Origin of the sequence: Bradyrhizobium sp. SZCCHNRI2009, assembly GCF_032485115.1 — a bacterium.
Classification (GTDB): Bacteria; Pseudomonadota; Alphaproteobacteria; order Rhizobiales; family Xanthobacteraceae; genus Bradyrhizobium.
Map to the genome: position 1 here is coordinate 306,413 of NZ_JAUEUH010000005.1, position 12,535 is coordinate 318,947.

Annotated in this window: 12 protein-coding genes; 2 read left to right on the forward strand and 10 right to left on the reverse strand. The window is 66.7% G+C overall.

Annotated features, from left to right (window positions below):
* Positions 1 to 147: 147 nt before the first annotated feature.
* The 6 genes from QX041_RS19755 to QX041_RS19780 all read right to left on the reverse strand — a co-directional run bounded on the left by QX041_RS19755 (position 148) and on the right by QX041_RS19780 (position 5,549).
* Complete coding sequence (locus QX041_RS19755; protein WP_316166326.1) at positions 148 to 2,094, reverse strand: tetratricopeptide repeat protein; 1,947 nt, start codon at positions 2,092 to 2,094, stop codon at positions 148 to 150.
* Positions 2,095 to 2,163: 69 nt separating this feature from the next.
* The gene (locus QX041_RS19760) at positions 2,164 to 2,907 is read right to left on the reverse strand and encodes a di-trans,poly-cis-decaprenylcistransferase (RefSeq protein ID WP_315751826.1); all 744 of its coding nucleotides are present in this window, start codon (positions 2,905 to 2,907) and stop codon (positions 2,164 to 2,166) included.
* Positions 2,908 to 2,943: 36 nt separating this feature from the next.
* A complete protein-coding gene (locus tag QX041_RS19765; protein ID WP_315715043.1) occupies positions 2,944 to 3,324 on the reverse strand; it encodes a transcriptional regulator in 381 nt (126 codons plus the stop codon).
* Complete coding sequence (locus QX041_RS19770; protein ID WP_315715042.1) at positions 3,311 to 3,928, reverse strand: hypothetical protein; 618 nt, start codon at positions 3,926 to 3,928, stop codon at positions 3,311 to 3,313. Before QX041_RS19770 ends, QX041_RS19765 begins: the two co-directional genes overlap by 14 nt.
* A 144-nt stretch (positions 3,929 to 4,072) precedes the next feature.
* Positions 4,073 to 4,366, reverse strand: coding sequence for a DUF3551 domain-containing protein (locus QX041_RS19775; protein ID WP_315715041.1), 294 nt, complete (start codon positions 4,364 to 4,366; stop codon positions 4,073 to 4,075).
* 208 nt (positions 4,367 to 4,574) lie between these two features.
* Positions 4,575 to 5,549, reverse strand: a complete 975-nt coding sequence (locus QX041_RS19780; RefSeq protein WP_316166327.1) for a tripartite tricarboxylate transporter substrate binding protein — start codon at positions 5,547 to 5,549, stop codon at positions 4,575 to 4,577.
* A gap of 111 nt (positions 5,550 to 5,660) precedes the next feature.
* Between QX041_RS19780 and QX041_RS19785 the strand changes: the two genes are divergently transcribed.
* Positions 5,661 to 6,071, forward strand: coding sequence for a VOC family protein (locus QX041_RS19785; RefSeq protein ID WP_316166328.1), 411 nt, complete (start codon positions 5,661 to 5,663; stop codon positions 6,069 to 6,071).
* Positions 6,072 to 6,089: 18 nt separating this feature from the next.
* Here QX041_RS19785 and QX041_RS19790 read toward each other — a convergent pair whose 3' ends face one another.
* Positions 6,090 to 7,418, reverse strand: a complete 1,329-nt coding sequence (locus QX041_RS19790) for a DUF2330 domain-containing protein (RefSeq protein WP_315715038.1) — start codon at positions 7,416 to 7,418, stop codon at positions 6,090 to 6,092.
* A complete protein-coding gene (locus QX041_RS19795) occupies positions 7,415 to 8,239 on the reverse strand; it encodes an RnfABCDGE type electron transport complex subunit D (RefSeq protein ID WP_316166329.1) in 825 nt (274 codons plus the stop codon). Before QX041_RS19795 ends, QX041_RS19790 begins: the two co-directional genes overlap by 4 nt.
* Positions 8,240 to 8,394: 155 nt before the next feature.
* Between QX041_RS19795 and QX041_RS19800 the strand changes: the two genes are divergently transcribed.
* Positions 8,395 to 9,969, forward strand: a complete 1,575-nt coding sequence (locus QX041_RS19800) for an AMP-binding protein (protein ID WP_316166330.1) — start codon at positions 8,395 to 8,397, stop codon at positions 9,967 to 9,969.
* Between the two features lie 8 nt (positions 9,970 to 9,977).
* On the opposite strand, the gene QX041_RS19805 is transcribed toward QX041_RS19800, so the two are convergent.
* Complete coding sequence (locus QX041_RS19805; RefSeq protein WP_316166331.1) at positions 9,978 to 11,279, reverse strand: cytochrome P450; 1,302 nt, start codon at positions 11,277 to 11,279, stop codon at positions 9,978 to 9,980.
* Positions 11,280 to 11,391: 112 nt separating this feature from the next.
* Positions 11,392 to 12,501 (reverse strand): HD-GYP domain-containing protein, encoded by a 1,110-nt coding sequence (locus QX041_RS19810; protein ID WP_315715034.1) that lies wholly within the window; start codon positions 12,499 to 12,501, stop codon positions 11,392 to 11,394.
* Between the last annotated feature and the right edge of the window lie 34 nt (positions 12,502 to 12,535).

Sequence of the window (12,535 nt, forward strand, 5' to 3'; positions counted from 1 at the left end):
AAACGCCTTCGTCGCTGAAGCAGGCGTACCGTGTGCCATACGCACGCAGAAATCCGTTGACGCAGCTCAATCGCCATCGGGCGGCACGTGCCGGCGGCTCAGCCAGCCGATCACGTTTCAGTTATGGCGTCGTTGGTGCTCAAACGTTCAGCACACGCTGACCGTCGCGAGCCGTGCGGCGAGCGCCTCGCGCACGCGCGCGACGACGTCGGCATAGTCACGTCGCGTGTCCTGGCGGAACAGCCGCACGCTCGGATACCAGGGACTGTCGTCACGGCCGAGCAGCCAGCGATAGTCCGGCGTGAAGGGCAGCATGATCCAGGTCGGCTTGCCCAGCGCGCCGGCCAGATGCGCCACGCTGGTATCGACGGTGATGACCAGGTCGAGATTGTCGATCAGCGCCGCCGTATCGACGAAGTCACGGATGTCGGCGGTGAGATCGAGAATGTCGTCGCGCGCGGCGAGCGCGGCCTTGTCGGACGGCCGAGGCTCCTTCTGCAGACTAACGAACCGCGCGCCGGTCTCAAGCAGCGGCGCGAGCGTCGGCAACGAAATCGAACGGTTGTGATCATTGAGATGCGCGGGGTTGCCCGACCAGACCAGGCCCACCCGCAAGCGGTCATGCGGACCGAGTCGCTGTTCCCAGATCGCCCGGCGCGCCTCGGGAGGGCGCGGCAGATAGCACGGCGCAGCAGGGATGGTGTCGAGCCGGGTGGCGAAGGCGAGCGGCAGGCTCGACAGCGGGCAGTGATAGTCGATGGCAGGCAGCGCATCGATGCCGCGGGCAAGGCACTGCGCCACGCCATCCAGGCCGGACAGAAGCGGCTGCAGCGGCGCGTCCACCTCGAGCACGACGCGCGCGCCCTGCGCGGCCACCAGGGTGGCGTAGCGCGAAAACTGGATCGTGTCGCCGAGCCCCTCGTCGCTATGGAGCAGGATCGTCTTGCCGGCGAGGGGCGCGTCCGCAAGCCACAGCGGCGCCTCGAAGCTGCGCTCGACGAAGCCGACGGCGCGACATTTTCGTCCCCATTCGCGCGCCGCCCAGCCGCGGGCGAAGTCGCCGGTCAGCAGCCGGAACAGCGCCGCGTTCCAATGCGCATCGGCCAGATCAGGCTTCAGCGCGACGGCGCGATCGAAGCTTTCGAACGCCTCTGCAAAGCGATGCAGCTCGGCCAGCGACGTGCCGCGATGATTGTGGAAATCCGCGGTCTGCGGCCGGAGCGCGATCGCCTTGTCGAACATGGCGACGGCGTCATCGTGACGGCCGAGATTCTGCAGGATGCATCCATAGCCATTGGCGAAGTCGGGATTGTCAGGCGCCAGCACCTGCGCGCGATGGCCGAGAGTCTCGGCTTCCTGGTAGCGGCGCAGCCGCCGCAGCGCGATGCCGTTCAGGTACAGCACACCCGCCTGATCCGGCATCACTGCCAGCGACTGCCCGAAGCGCGAGATGGCCTGCTCGTAATGGCCAGCATCGAAATGAAGCGCTCCGGCCTTGTTGGCCGCCTCGAGGTGATCGGGCCTGAGCTGCGCCACCTGATCGAAGGCCAGCGCCGCCTCGTCGCGCCGGCCCTGCGCTTCCAGCACCTCGCCGAGACGAAACCACGTCGCGGCACGATCGGGCGCGAGCTGCAGCAGCCGATCACAGGCCAGCGCCGCCTCGGCGTGCCGCCCCCTCAGTTGCAGCAGTTCGCCAAGCGCATCCCAGCTCTCCACAGCATCCGTCTGAAGCTGCAGCGCGCGATCATAGGCCTTGATCGCTTCATCGACGCGGCCGGAGCCCCGCAGCGCCTGCGCCAAGCCGACGAAGGACTCCGCTGCGGACATGTCCTGCCGAACGGCGCGGGCAAACCACTCGATCGCATCATCGGCGCGCTTGAGCGCCAGGCAGACCTGTCCCATCGCACGCAGCGCGTCGAGCGAGGCCGCGTCCAGCGTCAGCGCGCGGCGGCACGCATCCTCGGCCTGCGCGAGCCGGCCGGCGCGCAGCAGCCGCAGCGCGGCGGCGCACAGCGCATCGGGCGTATCGGTGTGGCCCATCGATCCGGATCTGACCGGAGGCTTGCCGGCAGGCCGGCGCTGCTTGTGCTTCATCAGGGGATCTCTGCGCTCGTGCTGCAAGCGGTAGATGATTCCCCGATGTGCGGAAAGATTGAGCCGTCGTCAGGCGACCGGTGCCGGCGCCAGCGGCACCGCCTCGAGTCCTCCGAAGCGGCGCTCGCGGCCGCGGAACGAGGCGAGCGCCTGCGCGAGATCTGCTGCATCGAAATCGGGCCACATCCGCTGGGTGAAATGCAGCTCGGCATAGGCGCCTTCCCAGAGCAGGAAATCGGACAGCCGCTGCTCGCCGGAGGTGCGGATGATCAGATCGACGTCGCGCAAGCCGGCTTCGCCGGTCACGAGGTCGGAGAACGCCGCACGCGTCAGGCCGTCGATTTCGCGGGCCTTCGCCGCGGCCTCGAGGATCGCGTCGCGCGCCGAATAGTCGACCGCGATGCGCAGATGCAGGGTGCTGCCGTCGCGGGTTGCCGCTTCGGCCCGGCCGATCGCGTCGGCGATGCCGCCGGGCAGCCGGTCGCGACGGCCGATCACGGTGAGGCGGACGCCGTTGCGTACCAGCGACTCCACCTCGCTGGCGAGATAGACCCGCAACAGCGCCATCAAGGCGGCGACCTCGGCACGCGGGCGTCGCCAATTGTCGCTGGAGAACGCATACAGCGTCAGCGTCCCAATGCCCTGGTCGGGCGCGGCTTCGACGACGCGCCGGATCGCCTCGACCCCCGCCTCGTGCCCGCGCAGCCGCGACAGGCCCTTGCGCGTCGCCCAGCGGCCGTTCCCGTCCATGATGATGCCGACATGCAGGCCATCCACCACAGCAGGCGATTTAGGTTGCAGACTACTTTGCATTGCAAAGCTCCAGGTCGAAAAAGTGCGATGCGCGATTCAGATGCGGCCCGGGATCAGGCCGACCGACGATGGCGTATGTTCCTTGCCGGCAGCCGCCGCGGCGTCGCGGACGAGGCGCTCGAGCACGGCGAGATAATCGAGGAAGCGGCGGCGTCCCGCCTTGGTCAGCCGGCAGGTGGTATGTGGGCGATTGCCCTCATAGCCCTTGGTGACCTCGACGAGACCGGCTTCCTGCAACACCTGCAGATGGCGGGACAGATTGCCGTCCGTCAGCCCGCAGAGCTGCTTGAGGTCGGCAAAAGCGAGACCCTTCGGGTGCGCCATCAGCGAGGTGAGCAGGCCGAGCCGTGCCTTCTCGTGGATGACGCGATCGAGGCCGTCATAGGAGAACGGCGCGCTGCCGTCAGTCTTCGACATCGGACTCTCCGGTCGCAAAATACAGAATGCCCGCCATCAGCCCCTGTCCGATCGCGAACGGAAGCCCCATCGTCCATGGCGACAGCGCATGCGTGGCGCTGCCGACCAGCAGCACGGCGAAGCCGGCCATGAAATAGAACGCCCCGGCAAGCGCCACCGTGCGTGGCAGCGAGCGCACCGACGCGAACACGCCGAGCGACATCAGGATCTGCCACAGGCCCGGCAGCATCCACAGCGCCTCCGGCGCGAACTTCCACAGCAGCACCGCGAGCAGGACGCCAGCGATGCCCGCTGGCAGGAACTGCTCGACCGCCTGATGAATCATCGCGTCCGCAAGGCCGGAATGATGCCGGCGCGACCGCGCCCGCATCTCGAACCAGATCATCGTCAGCGACACGCAGGCTGCCGCCGCCCATCCGAGCAGGAACGTCCACGCGTCGGCCGTCGGGTCGCGCAGAAACAGCTGCTGAAGCAGCGCAGTGACCAGCGCTACGGCCGAGGTCGCGGCCATCGTCGCCGGCCCGTAGCCGCGAAATGCCGTGCCCGCCGCAAGCTGGCTGCGGATCGCGATGATGTCCGCCAGCGCCTTATCGAGGTCGCGCATGTCTCACCTGAGGCCCGGAACGGCTCGTTTAACTTTGCAATACAAAGTATATACGAACGCAAAGTCGATGCAAGCCCGCGCGATTCCGGAAGCGCGCCTGCGTCAGCCGCTTGGCCGCGCGTGCCGACCCGCTCCGTAGAGGCGTCAGTAATACTGATAGCGGTGCACGCGGCGCGGCGGCGGCATGTCGACATAGACCGAGGGGCCGCGGCGGGCAGGATCGAACGCGACGCGCGGATTGATGCCACAGCCTGCATTGCGCCCGGAGGCACTCGCCCGGCATTGCTCGAAGGTCTGATAGGAGCAGTCGCCGGGGTAACCGACGCCTCGGCCCTGCACACACCAGGGATAGTCGTAACCGCCTGCGGAGGCCGGCGCGATACCGCCACCAAGTGCAACGCCGACGAGGCCGGCTGCCATCATCATAACCTTGCGCATGATCTGTTCCTCTTTTGGCCGGAGGGTTGCACCACACCGGCATGGTCAAAAAACGACAAATCGGCGGAACGGATCACCAACCAAGGCCGTGACGTGTCGCATGCGCGGCACGTCACCTTCAGCCCTCGACGCCCGTCTCGCGGGCCGGCGCCTCATCGAAGACCCGTCGCGGCACGCGGCCCAGCGATTGCGGCGTCGCCAGGTCGACTCATTCGACCTTCAGGCCGGCGAACTCGACGACCTTCTTCCACTTCTCGGTCTCGGCGGCGATCTGGGCGCCGAACTGCTCCGGCGACTGGATCAGCGGCTCGCCGCCGAGATCGACCAGACGGGCCTTGATCTCGGGCTCGGCCAGGATGGTGTTGACCTGCTTGTTGAGCTTCTCGACGATCTCCTTTGGCGTGTTCTTCGGCGCGCCGATGCCGAACAGCGCGCTCGCCTCGTAACCGGGTACGGTCTCGGCGACGGCCTGGACGTCCGGCAATTGCGGCGAACGCTGCTGCGTGGTGACGCCGAGCGCTCGCAACGAGCCGGAGCGGATGTGCTGGATGATGGAGGGCATGTTGTCGAAGATGACCTGCACCTGGCCGCCGAGCATGTCGGTGATCGCGGGCGCCGCGCCGCGATAGGGCACGTGTTGCATCTTGGTTCCGGTCATCGCCATGAACATCTCACCCGACAGATGCACCGAGGTGCCGTTGCCGGACGAGGCCATGTTCACCTTGCCGGGGTTTGCCTTGAGATAGGCGATGAACTCGGCGACGTTCTTGGCCTCGATGTCCTTGTTGACGGTCATCACGTTGGGGACGCGGTTGAACGAGGCCACCGGCGCGATGTCGCGGACGAAGTTGAACTTGAGATTGGTGTAGAGGCTCGCATTGATGTAGTTGGCCGGATTGACCAGCAGCACGGTGTAGCCGTCGGCCGCCGCGTTCACGACGGCATCGGTGCCGATATTGTTGCCGGCCCCCGGCTTGTTCTCGACGATGAACTGCTGACCGAGCGTCTCGGACAGCCGCTGGCCGATCAGCCGCGCTAGGATGTCGGTCGCGCCGCCCGGAGGATAACCCACCACGAAGCGGACGGGACGGGTGGGATAGTCGGCCGCGGACGCCTTGCGAACGCCAGCGATGGACGGGACGGCGGAGGCGATCAGACCAAGCGCGGTACGACGTGAAATCATGCGTTTCCTCAGGCATTATCGTTGAGCGGCGGTTAACGAGCCGCCGGGATCGATTGTAGCAGAGTGCCGCGATTGCGGCGAGATCGATGCCCCATCAGGAGGGAAGAGCCCATGCCGGTCAAGGTCGATGCGCTCGATCATCTGGTCATCAATGTCGCCGACGTGGACCGCACGACGGCGTGGTACCAACAGGTGCTGGGCATGACGGTCCAGGTGTTCGATCCCGGACAAGGCAAGGCGAGGCGCACGTCGCTGCTATTCGGGAACCAGAAGATCAACGTGCGACCGAAGGACGCGGACAAGGTCGATTGGTTCACGGCCGACCATGTCGCGGCCGGCAGCGACGACCTCTGCTTCCTCACCACCAGCACCCCCGACGAGGTGGTGGCGCATCTCAGTGCGCTCGGGATCGCCATCGAGGAAGGCCCGGTCGCCAAGCAGGGCGCGCGCGGCACGCTGCGGTCGGTGTATTGCCGCGACCCCGACGGCAGCCTGATCGAGATCTCGTCGTATCAGGATTGAGCCGAGGCCGCCCTTAGGTCATTTCGTCACGGTCTCGCCGCTCTTGTCCATTTTCGCGATGATCTCGCTGCGCGACCATCCGGTCAGTTGCGCGAGATCCGTCGCCTGCGTGGCGAAACGCGCGGCGAGACTGTCCCGGTAGGTCTTCGCCGCGGCACAGGACGCCTCGCCGCGCCAGGGATGGTGCTGGACATAGCGACCCTGGAAATTGCTGCGGTCCTTGGTCTCGGCGAAGACGATGTCCTCGGGGAAGGACTTCGCATCGTAGCGCACGTGCAGCCGGGTCACGAAGGCGCTGGCTCCGGCCGTGCCCCGGCGGAGACTGAAGGCGGTGTCATCGTCGCTGCCGATCCAGCGCGCGCCGAGCTCGACCAGTTCCTTGTTGCTCATGGGATCGGCGGCGCAGGGGTCGCACCATCCCATGTCCCAGGCATATTCCACGAACACCGCCTGCATGTTCTCGCGCGCGACCGCCCGCTCGAACAGCGCCTTGTAGAACGGCCCGAACTCGTCCTTCACATAGAGCGGAACATCGATATCGGATGGGATCTTCACCGTTCGATAGTTGGCCGCCTCGATGCGGCCGCTCCTGGTGAGCGCATAGATGATCAGGTCCTGCGGTCCCCTGGCGTTGACCGTGCCGAGCCGCAGCGGCACCATGAACTTGGCGCTCCGGTAGCGCACCTGCAGGGGCCGCAGGGAGCCGTTGCCGATCCCCTTCATCCGCTCGACATTGACCTTCGCGACGAAGAACCGCATGCCCTGCCTGATGTAGCTGCCGAGCACGGCCTCGGCGCCTTGCGGGATGCGATAGTCGTTGTCGGTCAGCCAGCGCGTCAGTCCGTCGCTCTCCTGCGCCGACAGGATCAGCACGTCGTATTCGGCGACGTCGTAGCTGGCCTCGACGGTGACGCCGTAGTTCCGCCGGGTCATTTCGTAGACAGCGCCTGCCATCATCGGCGCCGCCGGCATCGCCCGCGCCGCAACGACGACCGGCGCGCATGGATCGGCATCATGATATTCGACCAGCCGCGGCGCGGTGTATTTGTCGAGATGGTCGATGGTCTTCGGCTCGACCACGCCGATCTGCTTGCGCTCGATGAAGGTCGGCACGGGGACGACCACCGCGAACTCCTTCACGTCGCCCTCGAAGTCGCTGGCCATCGTGATCGCCGTCTGCTCGCCGTCGCGGGCCAGCACGACCTTCGATGACTGGTTGAACAGCTTCGCGTCGGCCTGGGCGACATAGAAGCCGCAAAAGGCATTCGCGGGCGCCATCGCTGCGTTCGCCAGGATCGCGGCGGCCGCGACGCCGGTGCGGAAGAGCTTGCTGTAACGCAGGGTCATGTCGACACTCCTTCGGGAACGGGCGAACGCCAGGAAAAGCGGGTCTCAGGGACGAGCCGGTCGAGCAGCAGCGTGAGCGGCGACAGCGCGATCAGCGACACGTAGAGCGCCGGCCGCATCTGCATGGCGAAGGTGAGGTAGTGCGCCGCGACCGCAACGCTCAGCGCGAACAGCAGCCGGCCGACGCGCGAGTCCGGCGAGGTGCGCGGGTCGGAGATCATGAAGAAGGTGAAGATCAGCAGCGAGCCGCTCTGCAACTGATGCAGCGGAATCGCCAGGGGATCGCCGAGCCAGGCGGCGCGCAGCAGCAGCAGTGCGGCATGGCTGGCGAAAAAATAGAATGCGATGTCCGCGCGTCGAGAGGCGCCGAGCACCAGGATCGCGAAGAAGCCGGCGAGGCTCGCGAACCAGATCTCCGTCCCCCATTGGCCGGGCGAGATCCACACGCCCTTGGAGCTGAACAGCAGCACCACGATCGCCAGCCCCGCCGGGTTGAACACGTGCTTGCCGTCGACGCGCAGCACGAATTTCGAGCCGATGGCGATCACGGCTGCCGCCGCATGCAGCCACAGCGCGTCGGCGCGCAGCAGCAGGCTGAGCGACAGGCCGGTGATCAGCGGTGACTTGAGATCGAGCGGCGCGCCGGAGATGCGGCAGCAGACCACTTGCGTGAGCAGCGCCATGGCGACCGCGACGACGCTCGCTGCGGGACGCGCGCCGAAATCGATCATGGCGAAATTGATCGCCAGCAGCGTCGCCAATGCCGCGATCTGGAAATAGCGGGCATCGGGCCGCCGCCATGGTCGTGGCTCGGCCTGCATGCAAACCTCCGGGCGTGTCTTGCCGCGCCATTGGTCGCCCGCGAACGGAGACGGGTTCAATCCCGATTTGATCGCGGCGACGCAAGGTGGCAGAAGATGACGACGAGAACGAAGCGGCCGGAGACAGGCCGTACTCAAGAACGACGGGAGCGAAGATGAAGGGAACGACGATGGCAGCGGGCACGGTGACGCCGTTCGACGGCATGGACGTGCCGTGGCTGTTGAAGCTGCGCAGCGAGACCCGGCGCGATCATCCGTTCCTGATCTCGGCGCCGTTCGATGCACCGGCGCGCCGCTGGACCTATGGCGCGTTTCACGAGCGTGTCGGCGCATTGGCGGCCGGGCTGGCTAAGCGCGGCGTGCAGCCCGGCGATGCCGTGCTGATCCATCTCGACAATTGCGTCGAGGCGATGCTTGCCTGGTTTGCCTGCGTCGAGCTGGGCGCGCTCGCCGTCACGACCAACACGCGCTCGGCAGCCGCCGAAATGAGCTACTTCGCGGAGCACTGTCGCGCGGTGGCTGCGATCACGCAGCCGGCCTATGCCGAGATGATCGCAGCGCATTGCCGCGGCCTCAAATGGATGGCCGTGATCTCGCACGATCCGGGTCAGGCGGAGGCGTCGGCCGTCGAACGAGGCGAGCGCTTCGAAGCGCTGTTTGCCGACAGCGCCGATCGGCCGCGGCGGCCGGCCGATCCGCTGGCGCCGTGCAGCGTGCAATACACCTCGGGCACGACATCGCGGCCGAAGGCGGTGCTGTGGACGCATGCCAACGCGCTGTGGGGCGCCAAGGTCAACGCCGTCCATGAGGACCTGCATCAGGGTGACGTGCACCAGACCTATCTGCCGCTGTTCCACACCAACGCGCTGGCCTATTCGATGCTTGCCACACTCTGGGTCGGCGCGACCTGCGTGATCCAGCCGCGGTTCTCCGCGAGCCGGTTCTGGAGCGCGGCGCTCGAGCATGGCAGCACCTGGACCTCGACCATCCCGTTCTGCATGAAGGCGCTGCTCGACCAGGACGTGCCGAAGCATCACAAGTTCCGGCTGTGGGGCACGGCGGTGTCCGAGCCGGCCGCCTTCGCCAAGTTCGGCATCAAGATCATCGGCTGGTGGGGCATGACCGAGACCATCACCCACGGCATCGTCGGAGAGGTCGATCAGCCGAACGCGCCGATGTCGATCGGCCGCGCGGCGCCGGAATACACCATCCGCATCACCGACGATGACGGCCGGCCGACCGAGGTCGGCGCCACCGGCAATCTCGCCATCAAGGGCGTGCCCGGCCTGTCGCTGTTCGCCGAATATCTCTACAACGACGAAGCGACGCGCACGAGCTTCGATGCCGACGGCTTCTTCCTGACCGGCGACCGCGTCACGCGCCTGGCCGACGGCTTCATCAAGTTCGGCGATCGCACCAAGGACATGCTCAAGGTCGGCGGCGAGAACGTCGCGGCGTCCGAGATCGAGCAGGTGATCATCACCGTGCCCGGCGTACGCGAGACCGCCGTCGTCGCCAGGAAGCATCCGATGCTGGACGAGGTGCCGGTCGCGTTCGTGATCCCGCAGCCCGGGATCGCGCGCGACGAACTGCCCGAGAAGGTGCTGGCCGCCTGCCGCGCCGGGCTCGCCGACTTCAAGGTGCCGCGCGAGGTCAAGCTGGTCGACGAGATGCCGCGCTCGACCCTGGAGAAGGTCGCAAAGGCCGAGCTGCGCAAGCTGCTGGATTGAGCGCCGCGTCAGCCCATCGTGACGCGGATCGGCAGCTTCTTCGGTCCGTTCACGAACGTTGCCCGCGTCATCAGCACCGGCCCCGCCGGCGACAGCGACGTGAGCCGCGGCAGCAGTTCCTCGAACAGGATGCGCATCTCGAGCTTGGCGAGATGCTGGCCGAGGCAGAGATGCGTGCCATAGCCGAACGCGACGTGGCGGTTCGGCTTGCGGTCACAGCGGAACGTGTCGGGCTGCTCGAACACCGCCTCGTCGCGATTGCCTGACGCGTAGCACAGCATCAGCCAGTCGCCCTTGGCGATCCTGCGGCCGCCAAACTCGGTGTCGGCGGTGGCGCTGCGCATGAAATGCTTGACCGGCGTCATCCAGCGGATCGCCTCGTCGACGAGACCCGGGATCAGCTCGGGATTGGCTTTGACGCGCGCGAACTGCTCGGGATCTTCCGCCAGCGCCCAGATCGCGCCTGCCGTGGACGACGACGTCGTGTCGTGACCCGCGGTCGCCACGATCATGTAGTAGCTGGTGCGGTCGTGCAGCGGCATGTCCTCGCCATTGATCCTGGCGTTGGCAATGACGGTGGCGAGATCGTCGCGCGGATGAGCCTTGCGGTCTTCGGTGATGCGCTGGAAGTAGGCGGCGAAATCGGCCACCACCGCCTGCAGCATCGCCGCGAACACCTCGGCCGACAGCGCCTCCCGCACCCGCGCCGTGTCCGGATCCTGCGGGCCGAACAGCTCCTGCGTCAGCTTGAGCATGCGCGGCTCGTCCTCCTCCGGCACGCCGAGAATCTCCATGATCACGTGCAGCGGATAATGGAGCGCGACGTCGGCGACGAAATCGCAGACGCCGCCATTCGCCGCGGCCTTCGCCGCCATGCGGCCGACGGTCGCCCGCGCGATCTCGCGAATGCGCGGCTCGAACTTGGCGATGTTGGCCGGCATGAACCAGCCCTGCGTCAGCGCGCGATATTTCGGATGGTCCGGCGCATCCATCTGCACCAGCGAACGCACGAGATTGGGCTGGCCGGTAATCTTGTGAACGCGCTCCAGCACCGCCTTGTTGGTCAGCGTAGTCGCACGGTCGGCATTGTGGAACAGATCGTTCTGACGGCTGATGGCGAGAATGTCAGCGTGCCGCGTCACCACCCAGAACGGATCGAACGCATCGAGCTCGGCCCGCCCGAGCGGATTGTTGGCGCGCAGCCAGCGATAGGCATCATGGATGCGGTGGTCGGCATAACAGGCCGGATCGACCAGCGCGGCGGCGATGTGCCCGGGAATGACCTCGCCGGCCTGTTCGGCTGCGCCCATGCTGCTCCTCCCGCCTTTCACCGATTGGCGGGTAGGATAGTGCGCCTCGGCCGAGATGCACTTGCGTCGAGCGGCTACCCTCGGGCGATGGATGCGCTCTCAGGCGATCGCGTCAATGCGCGCCCATCGCGACCGGGCGGAACGCCTGTAGCAGCTGCTGGTCGAGCTTCGGGCCCATGTTCTCCATGATCTGGAACGCGCGCGCATGGGTGAAGGCCGGCCGATAGGCGCGGTGCTCGATCAGCGCGGCGTAGATGTCCACGATCGTGGTGAGGCGCACGATGTCGCTGATCTGCTCGTTGTGCAGCGCGTCGGGATAGCCGGAGCCGTCGAGGAATTCGTGGTGATGCAGGATGACGTCGAGCATCTCCGGCGGGAAGCCGCCCTGCCGCCACAGCGCCTCGTAGCCGCGGCGCGGATGCTGGCGAAGCAGCGCGATCTCTTCCGCCGTCAGCTTGCCCTGCTTGTCGAGGATCGCGACCGGGATGAACGCCTTGCCGACGTCGTGCAGCAGCGCCGCGCGGACCAGCCGGCGCTGGTCGTCGTCGCGCATGCCCAGATGAATCGAGAAGCCGACCGCAAGGCCGGTCACGAACAGGCAATGCCGATAGGTGTCGTTGTGATGACAGCCGACCACGGTCATCCATTCGCGCAGCGAGGAGTGCTTGATCGCCTTCAGGATCTTGTTCTCGGCCGCGACGATGTCCTCCATCGTCAGATGCGCGCCAGTGGGCAGCTTCTCGAAGATCTTGACCATGATGGCCTGCGCGGCCTCGACGCCGCGATTGAGCAGCTTGCCGCGATCGGTCTCGTCATAGCCGTCGTCGGCGGGAAGCGCCGAGCGGATGCGCTGCAGCACGTCGGCGGGGCTGAACGGCCGCGCGATGGTATCGGTGGCGCCGAGCGCCCATGCCTGCATGGTGGCGTGGTGCAGCGCCTCCGCGAGCACGAACAGCCGCGGCACGTCGCTATAGGCGCGCGACGACAGCTTCTTGCGCACCCGCTGCACGCTCTCGGGCGAACGCAGGTTGATGTCGACGATGACGCCGGAGAAGCGGTTGCCGGGGTTCTCGGGGATTTCGGTGGTCGGCATCATGTCGACGTCGCCGACCGAGCGCAGGATGCGCGCCAGCTCGCTGCTCTGGTCACCGCGATCCGACGCGAGCAGGAGATGGCGCCTGTTCGCGGTCTGGGTCACGGTCTGCTTGGCTGTCGCGCTCATACGTGCTCGCCCCCTGCGGTTTGCTGCCCATGCA

Coding starts and splice junctions, on each gene's coding strand:
- QX041_RS19755 (WP_316166326.1), bottom strand. CDS start 2,094: ATGAAGCACAAGCAGCGCCGGCCTGCCGGCAAGCCTCCGGTCAGATCC.
- QX041_RS19760 (WP_315751826.1), bottom strand. CDS start 2,907: ATGCAAAGTAGTCTGCAACCTAAATCGCCTGCTGTGGTGGATGGCCTG.
- QX041_RS19765 (WP_315715043.1), bottom strand. CDS start 3,324: ATGTCGAAGACTGACGGCAGCGCGCCGTTCTCCTATGACGGCCTCGAT.
- QX041_RS19770 (WP_315715042.1), bottom strand. CDS start 3,928: ATGCGCGACCTCGATAAGGCGCTGGCGGACATCATCGCGATCCGCAGC.
- QX041_RS19775 (WP_315715041.1), bottom strand. CDS start 4,366: ATGCGCAAGGTTATGATGATGGCAGCCGGCCTCGTCGGCGTTGCACTT.
- QX041_RS19780 (WP_316166327.1), bottom strand. CDS start 5,549: ATGATTTCACGTCGTACCGCGCTTGGTCTGATCGCCTCCGCCGTCCCG.
- QX041_RS19785 (WP_316166328.1), top strand. CDS start 5,661: ATGCCGGTCAAGGTCGATGCGCTCGATCATCTGGTCATCAATGTCGCC.
- QX041_RS19790 (WP_315715038.1), bottom strand. CDS start 7,418: ATGACCCTGCGTTACAGCAAGCTCTTCCGCACCGGCGTCGCGGCCGCC.
- QX041_RS19795 (WP_316166329.1), bottom strand. CDS start 8,239: ATGCAGGCCGAGCCACGACCATGGCGGCGGCCCGATGCCCGCTATTTC.
- QX041_RS19800 (WP_316166330.1), top strand. CDS start 8,395: ATGAAGGGAACGACGATGGCAGCGGGCACGGTGACGCCGTTCGACGGC.
- QX041_RS19805 (WP_316166331.1), bottom strand. CDS start 11,279: ATGGGCGCAGCCGAACAGGCCGGCGAGGTCATTCCCGGGCACATCGCC.
- QX041_RS19810 (WP_315715034.1), bottom strand. CDS start 12,501: ATGAGCGCGACAGCCAAGCAGACCGTGACCCAGACCGCGAACAGGCGC.